The sequence below is a fragment of the Streptomyces changchenzhani genome (assembly GCF_039766235.1).
GTDB lineage: Bacteria > Actinomycetota > Actinomycetes > Streptomycetales > Streptomycetaceae > Streptomyces.
In genome coordinates, this window is record NZ_JBDHNH010000007.1 from 210426 (window position 1) to 223758 (window position 13333).

9 protein-coding genes and 1 pseudogene are annotated in these 13333 nt (G+C 69.1%); 7 read left to right on the forward strand and 3 right to left on the reverse strand.

The window, feature by feature from the left end:
* Positions 1–20: 20 nt before the first annotated feature.
* Positions 21–485: a hypothetical protein gene (locus ABCR94_RS22820; RefSeq protein ID WP_347121684.1), complete on the reverse strand. Its 465-nt coding sequence runs from the start codon at positions 483–485 to the stop codon at positions 21–23.
* Positions 486–557: 72 nt separating this feature from the next.
* Positions 558–2372, reverse strand: coding sequence for a glycoside hydrolase family 35 protein (locus ABCR94_RS22825; protein ID WP_347122023.1), 1815 nt, complete (start codon positions 2370–2372; stop codon positions 558–560).
* 177 nt (positions 2373–2549) lie between these two features.
* On the opposite strand from ABCR94_RS22825, the gene ABCR94_RS22830 reads away from it, so the two are divergent.
* From ABCR94_RS22830 to ABCR94_RS22850, 5 genes are all read left to right on the forward strand, one after another.
* Entirely contained in the window at positions 2550–3428 is an 879-nt protein-coding gene (locus ABCR94_RS22830) for a helix-turn-helix domain-containing protein (protein WP_347121686.1), read from the forward strand.
* A gap of 11 nt (positions 3429–3439) precedes the next feature.
* On the forward strand, positions 3440–3745 hold the full coding sequence (locus tag ABCR94_RS22835; protein WP_347121687.1) for a chorismate mutase: 306 nt from the start codon (positions 3440–3442) through the stop codon (positions 3743–3745).
* A gap of 303 nt (positions 3746–4048) precedes the next feature.
* Positions 4049–6550, forward strand: coding sequence for an aminopeptidase N (gene pepN / locus ABCR94_RS22840; RefSeq protein WP_347121689.1), 2502 nt, complete (start codon positions 4049–4051; stop codon positions 6548–6550).
* A gap of 495 nt (positions 6551–7045) precedes the next feature.
* On the forward strand, positions 7046–7408 hold the full coding sequence (locus ABCR94_RS22845; RefSeq protein WP_347121691.1) for a hypothetical protein: 363 nt from the start codon (positions 7046–7048) through the stop codon (positions 7406–7408).
* A gap of 42 nt (positions 7409–7450) precedes the next feature.
* Positions 7451–8863 (forward strand): lysine N(6)-hydroxylase/L-ornithine N(5)-oxygenase family protein, encoded by a 1413-nt coding sequence (locus ABCR94_RS22850; protein WP_347121693.1) that lies wholly within the window; start codon positions 7451–7453, stop codon positions 8861–8863.
* Between the two features lie 144 nt (positions 8864–9007).
* Here the strand turns inward: ABCR94_RS22850 and ABCR94_RS22855 are convergent.
* Positions 9008–10808: pseudogene (locus ABCR94_RS22855) on the reverse strand (bifunctional metallophosphatase/5'-nucleotidase).
* Between the two features lie 174 nt (positions 10809–10982).
* Here ABCR94_RS22855 and ABCR94_RS22860 point away from each other — a divergent pair.
* Together ABCR94_RS22860 and pyk are read left to right on the forward strand one after the other, a co-directional pair.
* Positions 10983–11696 carry an SIMPL domain-containing protein gene (locus tag ABCR94_RS22860; RefSeq protein WP_347121695.1) on the forward strand — a complete coding sequence of 238 codons (714 nt, stop codon included), beginning with the start codon at positions 10983–10985 and terminating at the stop codon, positions 11694–11696.
* 169 nt (positions 11697–11865) lie between these two features.
* Positions 11866–13299: a pyruvate kinase gene (gene pyk / locus ABCR94_RS22865; protein ID WP_347121696.1), complete on the forward strand. Its 1434-nt coding sequence runs from the start codon at positions 11866–11868 to the stop codon at positions 13297–13299.
* The last annotated feature ends 34 nt before the right edge of the window (positions 13300–13333 follow it).

The window sequence follows — 13333 nt, forward strand, 5'->3', positions numbered from 1 at the left end:
GCCCGTCCGGCACGGCTCGGCTACGCGGCCCGTCCGGCATGGTCGGATCCTGAGCGCAGCGCCAGAGCGCACCAGATGGCCGTCGCCGCCAGCGCGCCTGCGGCCAGCGCACCCAGCGCCGGTGCCTCCGGCCGCCAGCCCATGGAGATCCGAGTGCCCAGGAGGACGAGCACCACTGCGATCGACCCCGGGGCATAGAGCGGCACCCTGAGGGCGGTGGCCCGCAGTGCGGCTGCCGCCACCAGGCCGGTCGCGGTCCAGGCGATCAGATACGGCCACACCGCCCCCGGAGCGGCGGGCGGCAGCCCGTACTCCTCGGGGCCGATACGGAACAACGCGCCGATCCACCCCAGGCCCACCCCGATGACGGCGACACCCCCCACCCACACGGCATGGCGCCACAACGGGCCGGGCGGCACGGGCTCCTCGTCGCCTTCAGGGGGAGAGATCTCGTCGGGGCTGTAGAGGTCGGGGGACTGAATCACATGGAGAAGGACGCGGTTCGGCGGACGGACGTTGCGCACTGGAAGCGAAGATCGTGTGACCGGTGCTCCCCGTCACGGGCCGGGGGCGATCCAACCGAGCCGAACCGTCAACTCACCCGCCTCCGCTCCCTCCAGCTCCAGCACCCAGATCTCGTTGGTACCCTCCCGCAACACCGGCCCCGGAACATACAACGACCACTGCGGCCCCACCCCCCAGTACCGCCCCAGGCAGAACCCGTTCACCCAGACAAAGCCCCTGGTCCACCCCCGCAGCTCCAGCCCCGCGTCCCCCGCGCCCCGCACATCGAACGCCCCCCGGTACAGCCCCGCCGCACCCGCACCCGCACTCGCACCCGCACTCGTGCCCACCCCCGCCTCACGGAACGGCACCCGGCCGACCGACTCCGCGTCGTCGAACGCGTCCAGCCGCAGCCCCCTGGCCCGTACCCCGTGCACATACTGCCGCTCGTGCAGCACCCCACCCGTGATGCCCTTGGGCTCGGCGAGACGCGGCCCGTAGTTGACCCGGCCCAGCGACTCCACCCACAGCTCCACCACCGCGGGACCCTCGACCGGCTCCGCCAGAGCCGTGTACGCGTCGGCCCCGCCCTCCAGCACACCCGCCCGCACCCCGTCGACGTACACCACGGCCAGATCCCGCAGTCCCCTCACGCCCAGCGGATACGCCCGGCGCGGCCCCGGCAGCCGCACCCGGTAGCGGACCAGACCACGGTCCACGCCCAGCTCCTCGAACGTCGGCGGCACGGCCGTCTCCGTCTCCACGCCCCCGAGCACCTCCAGTACGTCACCCAGCGGCGCCCACTGGGAGAGCCGTGCGCCGGTCGGCGCGGCCAACAGGGCTGGCGCGGGCGGTACTTCGGGGATCGGGGCTTCGCCGTTCTGGTGGAGCGCCAGGATGTCGCGGAACAGCCAGAACTTCTCCGTGGGCCGCCCGTACTCGTCGATGGGCGCGTCATAGTCGTACGACGTGACGGTCGGCTGGAGGGCGCCGTCGTGCAGCTCGCCGGAGCGGTTGGCCCCCGCCCAGCCCGCGAAGTTCGTACCGCCGTGCGCCATATAGAGATTGACGGAGGCCCCGCAGTCGAGGATCTCGCGCAGCGCGTCCGCCGCGTCCGCCGCATCGCGTACGACAGGATCCGCGCCCCAGTGGCCGAACCAGCCGCACCAGAACTCCATGCACATCAGCGGGCCGGACGGCCGATGACGCCGCAGCACCTCGAAACCCGCACGCGCCCCGGACCCGAAGTTGGCCGTCGCCAGCACCCCGGGCACCGAACCCCCGGTCAGCATGTGATCCTCGGGACCGTCCGAAGTGAACAGCGGCACAGTGACGCCGAGCTCGCGCAACAGCCCCGTCAGATACCGCAGATACACCTGGTCCGAACCGTAACTCCCGTACTCGTTCTCCACCTGCACCATGATCACCGGACCGCCCCGGCCCAACTGCCGCTGCACCACCTGCGGCAGCAGACGCCCGAACCACCGCTCCACATGACCCAGATACTCGGCATCACGCGTGCGCACACGCGTGCCCAGCGCCCCGGTCAGCCAGTGCGGCAGCCCACCGTTCTCCCACTCGGCACAGATGTACGGACCGGGGCGCACGATCGCCCACAGGCCCGCCTCGTGCGCCGCGTCCAGGAAGCGGCCGAGGGCGTACACATCATGGAACCGGCCGGGCTGCGGCTCGTGCAGATTCCACGGAACGTACGTCTCCACACAGTTGAGCCCCATGGCCCGCAACATCGCCAGACGGTGCCCCCACTGCGCCTCGTGCACCCGGAAGTAGTGCAACGCCCCCGACAGCACCCGCACCGGCCGCCCATCGACCTGAAAGTCCTGCTCACCCACCGTGAAGTCCACCACGGTCCCCGCCCGTCTCTCGCTCATTTGTGGCATCTGCGGGGCCTCACCCACAGCGCCTCACCTTCACCCCCTGGCGGCAGACCGGTCCATGGACAAAGATCAGCGCTGTTTGGACACAAGGAAACACAACGCCACACAAGGACACCGCCTGAGCACCGGGGGGAGGAACAAAACAGGATGTACCACACCTGGATGCGCTATTTCACACCCAGCCCCGCCCATCACCGGCTCGGCCTGGTCTGCCTCGGAGTCGGCATGCAACACGGCACGCTGCCCACCGTCGGCCCCCGCACCCTCGACCACCACGTCGCCATCGTCATCAGCGCCGGCTCCGGCTGGTTCCGCAGCACCGACGGCCGACACATCGCCGTCACCGCGCCCGCACTGATCTGGCTCACCCCCGGCACCCCGCACCACTACGGACCCGACCCGGTCACCGGCTGGGACGAGAGCTTCGTCGACTTCACCGGCCCCGCCACCGCGACCTACACCGAACTCGGCTACATCGAGCCGGACCGACCCGTCGTCCCGCTCTCCGACACGGTGGGCGCCCGCACCGCCGTCAGCCGCATCGCCCGCGCCGCACGCCGCGGCAACCCCCTCCTCGAAGTCGAGACGGGCGCCGCCGTCCACGAACTCCTCGTGGCCCTGCGCCGTGCCCGCGCGGACGTCGGCGCCGACGGCGACCCCGTCCTGCAGTCCCTCGCCCGAGACGCCTTCCAGCCCCTGTCCGTAGCCGAACACGCCGCACGCCACGGCATGACCCCCGCCGAACTGCGCACCGCGGTACGCCGCAGCGCGGGATGCAGCCCCAAGGACTACCTCCTCGGCATCCGCCTCGGCCGCGCCAAGGAACTCCTCGCCGCCACCGAACTCCCCGTCGCCGCCGTGGCCCGCCGGGTCGGCTACGACGACCCGGCGTACTTCTCACGCCTGTTCACCCGACGTGTCGGGACAGCCCCGGTCCGCTTCCGCGAACAGCAGGGCCGCGCCGTCCACGGCGGCTGGAGCACCCAGATACCGGACCCGCGCCATCCACCGACCATCGCCACGTAAGCTCGTTGACCATGACCTCCAGCGAAATCGACGAGTCCGCCATCGCCGAGCTGAACCGCCTGCGCGACAGCATCGACAACATCGACGCGGCCGTAGTCCACATGCTCGCCGAGCGCTTCAAATGCACCCAGCAGGTCGGCCACCTCAAGGCGGCCCACCAGCTCCCGCCCGCCGACCCGGACCGCGAGGCCCGGCAGATCATCCGGCTCCGCGAACTCGCGGAAAGCGCGAAACTGGACCCGGCGTTCGCGGAAAAGCTACTCAACTTCGTGATCGCGGAGGTCATCCGCCACCACGAGACAATCGCCCGCACATAGCCTCCCTGCCGGCCTGTCCGGGGCCACGCCAGCCCGTCCGGCGTTGAGGGACCGATACCGTTACGTGGGCGGTCCGTACCCACCCCACCCCACCCCGCGCCCCATCCCACCCCGCCCATTTCAGCCCGTCCGGCGTTTGAGGACCGAGGTCTGGGGCGGAGCCCCAGTTTCGGGAAGGGCGGGTAGGGGAAAGCGCCGCAGGCAACCCGCACCCGCGCGCTGCCGCACCCGCACCGCAATCCCACCGCACTCCCAACAACACAACCCAGTGCGCCCCCACCCGCCATCAGGCAGCATGTCCCCATGCCCGTACTGACGCGCGACGAAGCGCAGACCCGTGCCCAACTCCTCGACATCCACCGCTACCGCATCACCCTGGACCTGACCGGCGGCGAGGACACCTTCGACTCCCGCACCGTCATCCACTTCACCGCACGCGCCACCGGGGACACCTTCGTCGAGCTCAAGCCCGCCACCCTGCGCACCGTCACCCTCGACGGGCAGCCGCTGGACCCCGCGACACTCGCCGAGAACCGCCTCGAACTGACCGGCCTCACCGCCGGCGAGCACGAGCTGCGCGTCGACGCGGACATGCGCTACTCCCGCACCGGCGAAGGCATGCACCGCTTCACCGACCCCACCGACGGCGAAACGTACCTCTACACCCAGCTCTTCATGGAAGACGTACAGCGCGTCTTCGCCGCATTCGACCAGCCCGACCTCAAGGCCGTCTTCGAGCTGACCGTCACCGCCCCCGAAGAGTGGACCGTCCTCGGCAACGGCATCGCCGAGCACCACGGCGAAGGCCGCTGGAAGCTCGCCCCCACCCCCCTGATCTCCACCTACCTCGTCGCCGTCGCCGCAGGCCCCTGGCACTCCGTACGCACCGAACACGCGGGCCTGCCCTTCGGCATCCACTGCCGCCGCTCCCTCGCGCCGTACCTGAACGCCGACGCCGACGAAATCCTCGACATCACGCGCGCGTGCTACGACCGCTACCACGAGAAGTTCGAAGAGCCCTACCCCTTCGACTCCTACGACCAGGCCTTCGTCCCCGAATTCAACGCGGGCGCCATGGAGAACCCCGGCCTCGTCACCTTCCGCGACGAATTCATCTACCGCTCCGCCGTCACCGACACCGAACGCCAGACCCGGGCCATGGTCATCTCGCACGAGATGGCCCACATGTGGTTCGGCGACCTCGTCACCCTCCAATGGTGGGACGACATCTGGCTCAACGAGTCCTTCGCCGAATACATGGGCTACCAGACGCTCACCGAAGCAACCCGCTTCACCGAGACCTGGACCGACTTCGCCGTCGCACGCAAGGGCTGGGGATACGACGCCGATCAGCGCCCCTCCACCCACCCCGTCGCCCCGAACCCGGACGCCGTCCCCGACACCGCGTCCGCCATGCTCAACTTCGACGGCATCTCCTACGCCAAGGGCGCCTCGGCCCTGCGCCAACTCGTCGCCTGGCTTGGCCAGAAGGACTTCCTGGCAGGCATCAACATCCACTTCGCCCGCCACAAGTTCGGCAACGCCACCCTCGCCGACTTCATCGAATCCCTCGCCCACACCACCGACCGCGACGTCCACGCCTGGGCCGAGCAATGGCTCGGTACCACCGGAGTCGACACACTCACCCCCGACCCCACCGAAGCCGACGGCTCCTGGTCCCTGAACATCACCCACGACGGCAGCCGCCCGCACCGCATCGCCGTCGGCACCTACGACCACACCCTCGGCGAACCCACCACTCCCCAACGGCTCGTCCTGCGCGACCGCTTCGAGATCGACATCCCGCAGAACGACTCCCACAGGACGTTCCCGGGCCGCCGCCCCGCCCTCGTCCTCCTCAACGACGGTGACCTCACCTACGCCAAGGTCCGCCTGGACGCCACCTCCTGGGACACCGCCGTACGATCCCTCTCCGGCCTCCCCGACCCGCTGACCCGCGCCGTCGTCTGGAACGCCGCCCGCGACATGGTCCGCGACGGTGAACTGCCCCCGGGGGCCTACCTGAACGCCGCCCGCGCCCACCTCCCGTACGAGACGGACCTGGCGATCGTCCAGGGCGTCCTGGTCTTCGCGGCCACCCAGATCGCCGACCGCTATCTCAGCGACACCGACCGCCCCGCGGCGCTGGCCACCCTCACCACGATCTGCCGCGACCTGATCCGCCGCACCGAAGACGGCAACGCACCCGGCCTGCGCCTCACCGCCGTACGCCACTTCATCGACGCGGCCACCCAACCCGACACCATCCAGGACTGGTTCGGCTCCGGCAGCGTCTCCGGCGGCCCCGAACTCGACCCCGAACTGCGCTGGCGCATCCTCCGCCGTCTCGCCGTACTCGGCGCCACCGACGAAGCCGCCATCGCCGCGGAGCTCACCCGCGACCCCACCGCCACGGGCGAGGAAGGCGCGGCCCGCTGCCGGGCCGCTCTGCCCACACCCGAGGCCAAAGCCGCGGCGTGGTCGAGGATGTTCGAGGAGGACACCCTCTCCAACTACCTCTTCACGGCCACCGCCCAAGGCTTCTGGCAGCCCGAGCAGGCCGACCAGGTAAAGGATTACGTCGCCCGCTACTACCGCGACGCCACGACCCTGGCCGACCGCCGCGGCCCCGCCATCGCCGAGGCCGCGGGCCGCTACGCCTTCCCGCTGTTCGCGGTGAACGCGGACGCGCTGCGCCTGGGCGAGGAATTCCTCCGGGACAACGGCATGATCCCGGCGCTGCGCCGCAAACTGGTCGACCAACTGGACGACCTGCGCCGGGCACTGGCCGTACGCAACAACTGAGGCACCGAAGGACAACCGGGCGGGCTTCAGAACCGCCGGGCGGGCGCGGACCCCGGAGCTGCCGGGCGGGGCTCGAACTGCACGAGCCCGCCCGGCGCAGTTCGTCGCGCAGGGCCTCCACGTCCCCCGCGTTCAGCGCCCGGCACCCTTCCCCCACCCAAATCCAGCCTGTCGAGGGGGTCCCTCCCATGCCCTTAAGGCAATGGGGGAGTTTGAGGACCGGGGTCCGGGGCGGAGCCCCGCCACGCGGCGGCAGCCGCACCATGACACAGCGGGAAGGGGCGGGTAGGGGAACAGCGCCGCAGGCACCCCAGCCCGCTGGCACCCCGCCCGCCCAACTCCCCGCGCCCACCCCCCCGTACCCTCTGCGTAAAATTCACCCCTTCGTCCGCGTACGGCAGTACCACTTTCGGGTCCGGATCGTTGAGCACTCCGGACGCCCCGGCTCATGCCCGCACACGTCGGCGCGCCGGCCCCGCACCCGAAGGACCCCGCATGAGTACGCCGCCGCCCCCCGGCACCGCCATCCCGCCCCTCGCCGGCGGCGTGGACGGGCCCACCGCCCTGCGGCCGCTGCTCGCCACCGTCCTCGACGCACTCCACGAAGGCGCCGTCGCCCGCGGCGGACCACTGCCCCCGGGCGGAACCGCCGCTGTCGCGAAACGACTGCGCGACACCGTCGGGCCCGTCATCCCCACCCACGGCACCGGCGCGCAAGAAGCCCTCTACACCCTCGTCCGCGCCCGCGTCGACGGCCGCCTCTGGCTCAAAGCCACCCTGCTCAACCCCCACACCACAACCAGCGACCTCGAAGCACTCCTGAACGCACCCCTGAACCCACTCCGAACGCACCCCTGATCGCACTCCTCAACCGAACCTCCTGGAAGGCCGTACTCACCGATGACCGTCCCCCAGCCCCCAGAGCCCGAACACCCCCACGACCTGGTGGGCATCGGCATCGGCCCGTTCAACCTCTCCCTCGCCGCCCTCGCGGACGGCATCCACGGCGGCATCACCTCCACCTTCTACGAACAGCGCCCCGCCTTCCACTGGCACCCCGGCCTGCTCATCGACGGCGCCACCCTCCAAGTCCCCTTCCTGGCAGATCTGGTGACCCTCGCCGACCCCGCGAGTCCCTGGTCGTTCCTCAACTACCTGCGCACCCGCGAACGCCTCTTCCCCTTCTACTTCGCCGAGCGCTTCCACATCCAGCGCGCCGAATACGACGCGTACTGCCGCTGGGTCAGCACCAACCTGCCCGGACTCCACTTCGGCCACCAGGTCGACGCCGTCCGCTGGAACGCCGAACGGGCCGCCTTCGAAGTTGACTTCACCCAACTCGACGCCGACGGCGAAGCCGAAGCCCTCGGCCGCGCGTACGCCCGCAACATCGCCGTCGGCGTCGGCACAGAGCCGTACATCCCCGAACCCCTCAGACCCCTCGCCGAGGCCCCCGCCGTCCCGGTCATCCACGCCGGCGAGTACCTGGACCACCGCGAACGCCTCCTCGGCGCCGAGCACATCACCGTCATCGGCTCCGGCCAGTCGGGCGCCGAAGTCTTCCTCGACCTGCTGCGCGCCCGCCCCGCCGGCCGCGAAAAGATCACCTGGCTCGCCCGCAGCGAGGCCTTCGCCCCCATGGAGTACTCCAAGCTCGGCCTGGAGCACTTCACCCCCGACTACAGCCGCTACTTCCACGCGCTGCCCGAACCCGTACGCGACGAGCTCGTGCCCCGTCAGTGGCAGCTGCACAAGGGCATCGACGCCGACACCATCACCGCCATCCACGACGAGCTCTACCGGCGCACCATCCACGGCGGCTGGCCCGACGCCGTCATGACCCCAGGAGTCTCCGTCCGTACGGCGGGCCGCGTCGCCACCACCAAGGTCGAACTCCACCTGGAACACATCCAGCAGGGCACCCGCTCCCGGCTCACCACCGACGCGGTCGTGCTCGCCACCGGCTACCGCGAGCGTCCCCTCGGACAGCTCCTCGCGGGCCTCGACCCGTACATCCGACGCGACGCCCAGGAACGCCCCCGCGTCGACGACCGATTCCGGCTGATGCTCGACTCCTCCGTCACCGGCTCGGTGTACGTACAGAACGCCGAGCAGCACACCCACGGCGTCGGCGCCCCCGACTTGGGCCTGGCCGCGTGGCGCAGCGCGACCATCCTCAACTCGCTCACCGGCACGGAGGCTTACCCCATGCCGCGCCGCACGGCGTTCACCAGCTTCGGCCTGGAAAACCGCGAGGCGCCCAGAATCCCGTCCCAGCAGCCGCAGCTGACACCGCTGGCCCAGGGCAACTGAGCGAAATTTCAGCCCGTCCGGCGGTCTGGGGCTCGCCCCCACCACGCGGCGGCAGCCGCACAATGCCACAGCGGGAAGGGGCGGGTAGGGGACGGCGCCGCAGGCAACCCGCCCCCTACCCGCACCGCACCGCATACCCCCGCCCTAAAACACCGCCACACCCTCCCGCGTCAACCGCCACCCCACCACCGCGAACTCCGCCGGATCAACCGTCCCCTTGGCCGTCACCCAAGCAATGATCGTGTTCCGGATCTCCTCTGAATTCGCCCACACCTGCTTCGCCCCCGCGATATGCGGAAACGCCCCACCACCACTCGCCCGGTAATTGTTGACTGCCATCACAAACCGCGCGGCCGGATCAATGAGCTGCCCCCCGAAGGACAGCTTCACGATCCGTGCCCCCACCGCCTTCGCGATATCGATCTCGTACGTCAGACCCGACACCGCGTCGTAGTTGTAATCCGGAATCCCCCCAGAATTCGTCAACTTCGCCGTATCCACCGGCGCACCCGCCGCCGTCTGCACGTAGTACCGCGCCGAGTACTCCAGGTACTCCTTGATCTGCGCCCCGGTCAGCACCCGCGCCTCAAGGGTGTTCTCGAACGGGTACAGACCGGCCGCAGCCCGGATGGTGACCTGCCCCGCCGGCACCGCCGCCGTACGCGAGAAGCACGACGCCTGCGAAACGATCGGCAGGCCCGCGTACTCCCCACCCGCCAGAGCCGCCCGCACCGTCTCGACCTGGACATGGTTGATCAGATCGATGAGCGGCTCGTCCTTCCACGGCGCATCGGCCGAGGCCATCGCCGACACCGACGAGCCAATGACCTGGTTGACGTACGCCACGACCTTCTTGTGCTCGTCACCGAGCAGCCGCGTGATCCTGCGGTCCTCCGCGGCCGTATTGGAGTTGAGGACCTTCGAGCCCACCTTCTCCACGGTCCAGCCGCCCTTCGCCCACACCAGATCGAAGTCGAACAGCGTCAGCCGCTGCCCCCACTTGAGCGGCTCGGACAGCAGGACCTTCTTGCCGGTTTCCTTGTTCTCCACGAAGTACTCGGCGATCTCGGTGTGCGCGTGCCCGACGAGAATCGCATCGATGCCGGGGACCTGCTCGGCCACCAGACCCGCCGCGTTCTCGACGTACGGAAGCTGGTCACGACGACGTACCGCTGGAACCCGAGTGCGCCGAGACGATGACGACATCCGCCCCCATCGACCGCAGCTTCGGCACCCACTTCGCCGCCTGCTCCTCAAGCCCCGGAAACGTCATCTTCCCCTGCACATTCGCCTTGTCCCAGATGGCGATCCCCGGATTGGTGAGCCCCAGAATCGCCACCCGGACATCACGGCCGTGCGGAGTCCGCAACCGCTTGATGACATACGGCGCGAACGCGGGCCGGAGCGTCTTCGCGTCCAGGGCATTGGCACCGAGCAGCGGGAACTCGCACTGCTCCTCGAGCTTCCGCAGCACCGGGATGCCGTAGTTGAACTCATGGTTGCCAAGAGCCGCCGCGTCGTAACCGATCGCGTTCATGGACTGCGCCATTGGATGCACCGGACCGTCCTTCGCCGTGATCGGGTCGACCTTGGCGTAGTAGTACGACAGCTGGGTGCCCTGGATGGTGTCGCCCGCGTCGATCAGCAGAGTGTTGCGCCGGCCCTTCTCCTTACGAACCTGCTCGACGAGCGTGGAGATCTTCGCCAGGCCCACATCGTTGTGGTCCTTGTCGTCGAACTCCTTGTCCGTGAAGTAGTCCCAGTTGAAGACATTGCCGTGCAGGTCGGTGGTGCCCATGACCGTGAAGGAGTACCGCTTCGGGGGACGCCCGTGCCCGTGACCACGGCCGTGGGCCTCGGCGGGGGCGACGGCGCTTCCCACGACGGCCACACCGGCCCCGGCGGCGGCCGAGCGGCCCAGGAACGTCCTACGGTTCAGCGGCATGCTGCTGTCTCCTCGGTTCACTGTGAGACGTCGTCGACGTCGTCCACGACGTCGTTGTGCAACGCGCGTAGATTCTGACCCAGGAGCCACATCCCACAACACCCCCTACGGGTTTCGATCTGATGACTGCCACGACGACTGCCGGTTGTCCGACCCGGGTGCGACAGTGGCTGAGTGACCGACGAACCGAAAACCGCAGCCCCCTACGGCACTCCTGACGCACCCCGCCTCGCGGTGCAGGGCGAGGCGCGCCTCGAATTCGACCCGGAGATCGCCAGTATCGGCATCACCGTCAGCGCCCGCGGCACCGACAGGCGCACCGCGCTCGAAGACCTCACCCGACGCAACACCCTGGTGCTCGACCTCATCAAGACCTACGGCGAAGCCGTCGAAAGGCTGGAGACCGGCTCCCTCTCCATCAGCCCCGAGCTGACCAAACACGGCCGCGGCGAACGCATCCGCGCCTACCACGGCCATGTCTACGTCACCGCAGTCCTCAGCGACTTCACCGCACTCGGCGAGCTCACCACCCGCCTCGCCGACCTCGAACTCACCCGGATCGACGGCCCCTGGTGGAGCCTGCGCCCCGAATCGCCCGCATACGGCGAAGTCCGCCGCCAAGCAGTGAAGGAAGCCGTCAAACGCGCTCGCGAATACGCCCACGCACTCGGCACCGACCTTTCCGCCCTGGTCGAACTGGCGGACCCCGGAGCGGACGAATCCCACCCCGTCCACGCCGACTTCAAAATGGGCTTCGCAGGCCGTTCACGCTCCGCGGCCGGCCCGGAAATGGCGGAAGACGCCCCCGCGCTCGACCTCGAACCCCAACGTCAGGCCGTCCATGCCCTGGTGAACGCACGGTTCATCATGAACCGACCCCAGCTCTGAAGCACCGCCACACCACTCCGGAGAGGAACTCACGCGACACCGAACCCAATTGCTCATCAGAGCGCACCCGCGCACAATTCAACACTTGTCAATAACCTTTCACCCAAAGGTTGTTGAGGAGTCATGCTCGGCCAATTCTCTACTCATGGGTAAGGTTTAGGCTCGACCCATGCGCCGAGCAAAGATCGTCTGTACCCTTGGGCCCGCCACCGACACATACGACCAGATCAAGGCACTGGTCGAAGCCGGAATGGACGTCGCCCGATTCAACCTCAGCCACGGCACCTACGCCGAGCACGAGGAGCGCTACCAACGCGTACGCAAGGCCTCCGAAGAGACCGGCCGCAGCGTCGGCGTACTCGCCGACCTTCAAGGCCCGAAGATCCGCCTCGGCCGCTTCCGCGAAGGCCCCGTACTGCTTGAACGGGGCGACGAGTTCACCATCACCGTCGAACCGATGGAAGGCGACCGCCACACCTGCGGAACGACCTACGAGGGCCTCGCCGACGACGTCGCCACCGGCGAACTCATCCTCATCGACGACGGCAAGGTCGCCCTCGAAGTCATCGCCGTCGAAGGCCCCCGCGTCCGCACCACCGTCGTCGAAGGCGGCATGGTCTCCGACCACAAGGGACTCAACCTCCCCGGCGTCGCCGTCTCCGTCCCCGCCCTCTCCGAAAAGGACATCGACGACCTCCGCTGGGCCCTGCACATCGGCGCCGACGTCATCGCCCTCTCCTTCGTACGCAGCGGACGCGACATCGAGGACGTCCACCGCATCATGAAGGAGGAAGGCCGCCACCTCCCCGTCATCGCGAAGATCGAAAAGCCGCAGGCCGTCGAGAACATCGACGACATCGTCGCGGCCTTCGACGGCATCATGGTCGCCCGCGGCGACCTCGGCGTGGAAATGCCCCTGGAGCAGGTCCCCATCGTCCAGAAGCGCGCCATCAAGCTCGCCAAGCGCAACGCCAAGCCCGTCATCGTCGCCACCCAGATGCTCGACTCGATGATTGAGAACTCCCGCCCCACCCGCGCCGAAGCCTCCGACGTCGCCAACGCCGTCATCGACGGCACCGACGCGGTGATGCTCTCCGGCGAGACCAGCGTCGGCAAGTACCCCGTCGAAACGGTCAGGACAATGGGCCGCATCATCGAAGCAGCCGAGGAGGACATCCTCGCCAAGGGCCTCCCGCCCCTCACCGAACGCAGCAAGCCCCGCACCCAGGGCGGAGCCGTAGCCCGCGCGGCAGCGGAAATGGGCGACTTCCTCGAAGCGAAGTTCCTCGTCGCCTTCACCCAGTCCGGCGACACGGTCAAGCGCCTCTCCCGCTACCGCTCACCCATCCCGCTGCTCGCCTTCACCCCCGACCCGGCGACCCGCTCACAGCTCAACCTCACCTGGGGAGTCGAGACCTTCCTCGGCCCGCACGTCGACTCCACCGACGCGATGGTCGCCCAGGTCGACGAACTGCTCCTGAAAATCGGCCGCTGCCAGAAGGGCGACGTCGTGGTCATCACCGCCGGCTCCCCGCCCGGCGTGGCCGGCTCCACGAACCTGGTCCGCATCCACCACATCGGCGAGGACGAAGCCCCGAAGTAGCGTGCACGAGCGTTGCGGCGGCGTACGAATGAGG

Bases quoted from the DNA above. Each gene is read 5' to 3' on its own strand.
- ABCR94_RS22830 (WP_347121686.1), top strand. From the start codon at position 2,550: ATGTACCACACCTGGATGCGCTATTTCACACCCAGCCCCGCCCATCAC.
- ABCR94_RS22835 (WP_347121687.1), top strand. From the start codon at position 3,440: ATGACCTCCAGCGAAATCGACGAGTCCGCCATCGCCGAGCTGAACCGC.
- pepN (WP_347121689.1), top strand. From the start codon at position 4,049: ATGCCCGTACTGACGCGCGACGAAGCGCAGACCCGTGCCCAACTCCTC.
- ABCR94_RS22845 (WP_347121691.1), top strand. From the start codon at position 7,046: ATGAGTACGCCGCCGCCCCCCGGCACCGCCATCCCGCCCCTCGCCGGC.
- ABCR94_RS22850 (WP_347121693.1), top strand. From the start codon at position 7,451: ATGACCGTCCCCCAGCCCCCAGAGCCCGAACACCCCCACGACCTGGTG.
- pyk (WP_347121696.1), top strand. From the start codon at position 11,866: ATGCGCCGAGCAAAGATCGTCTGTACCCTTGGGCCCGCCACCGACACA.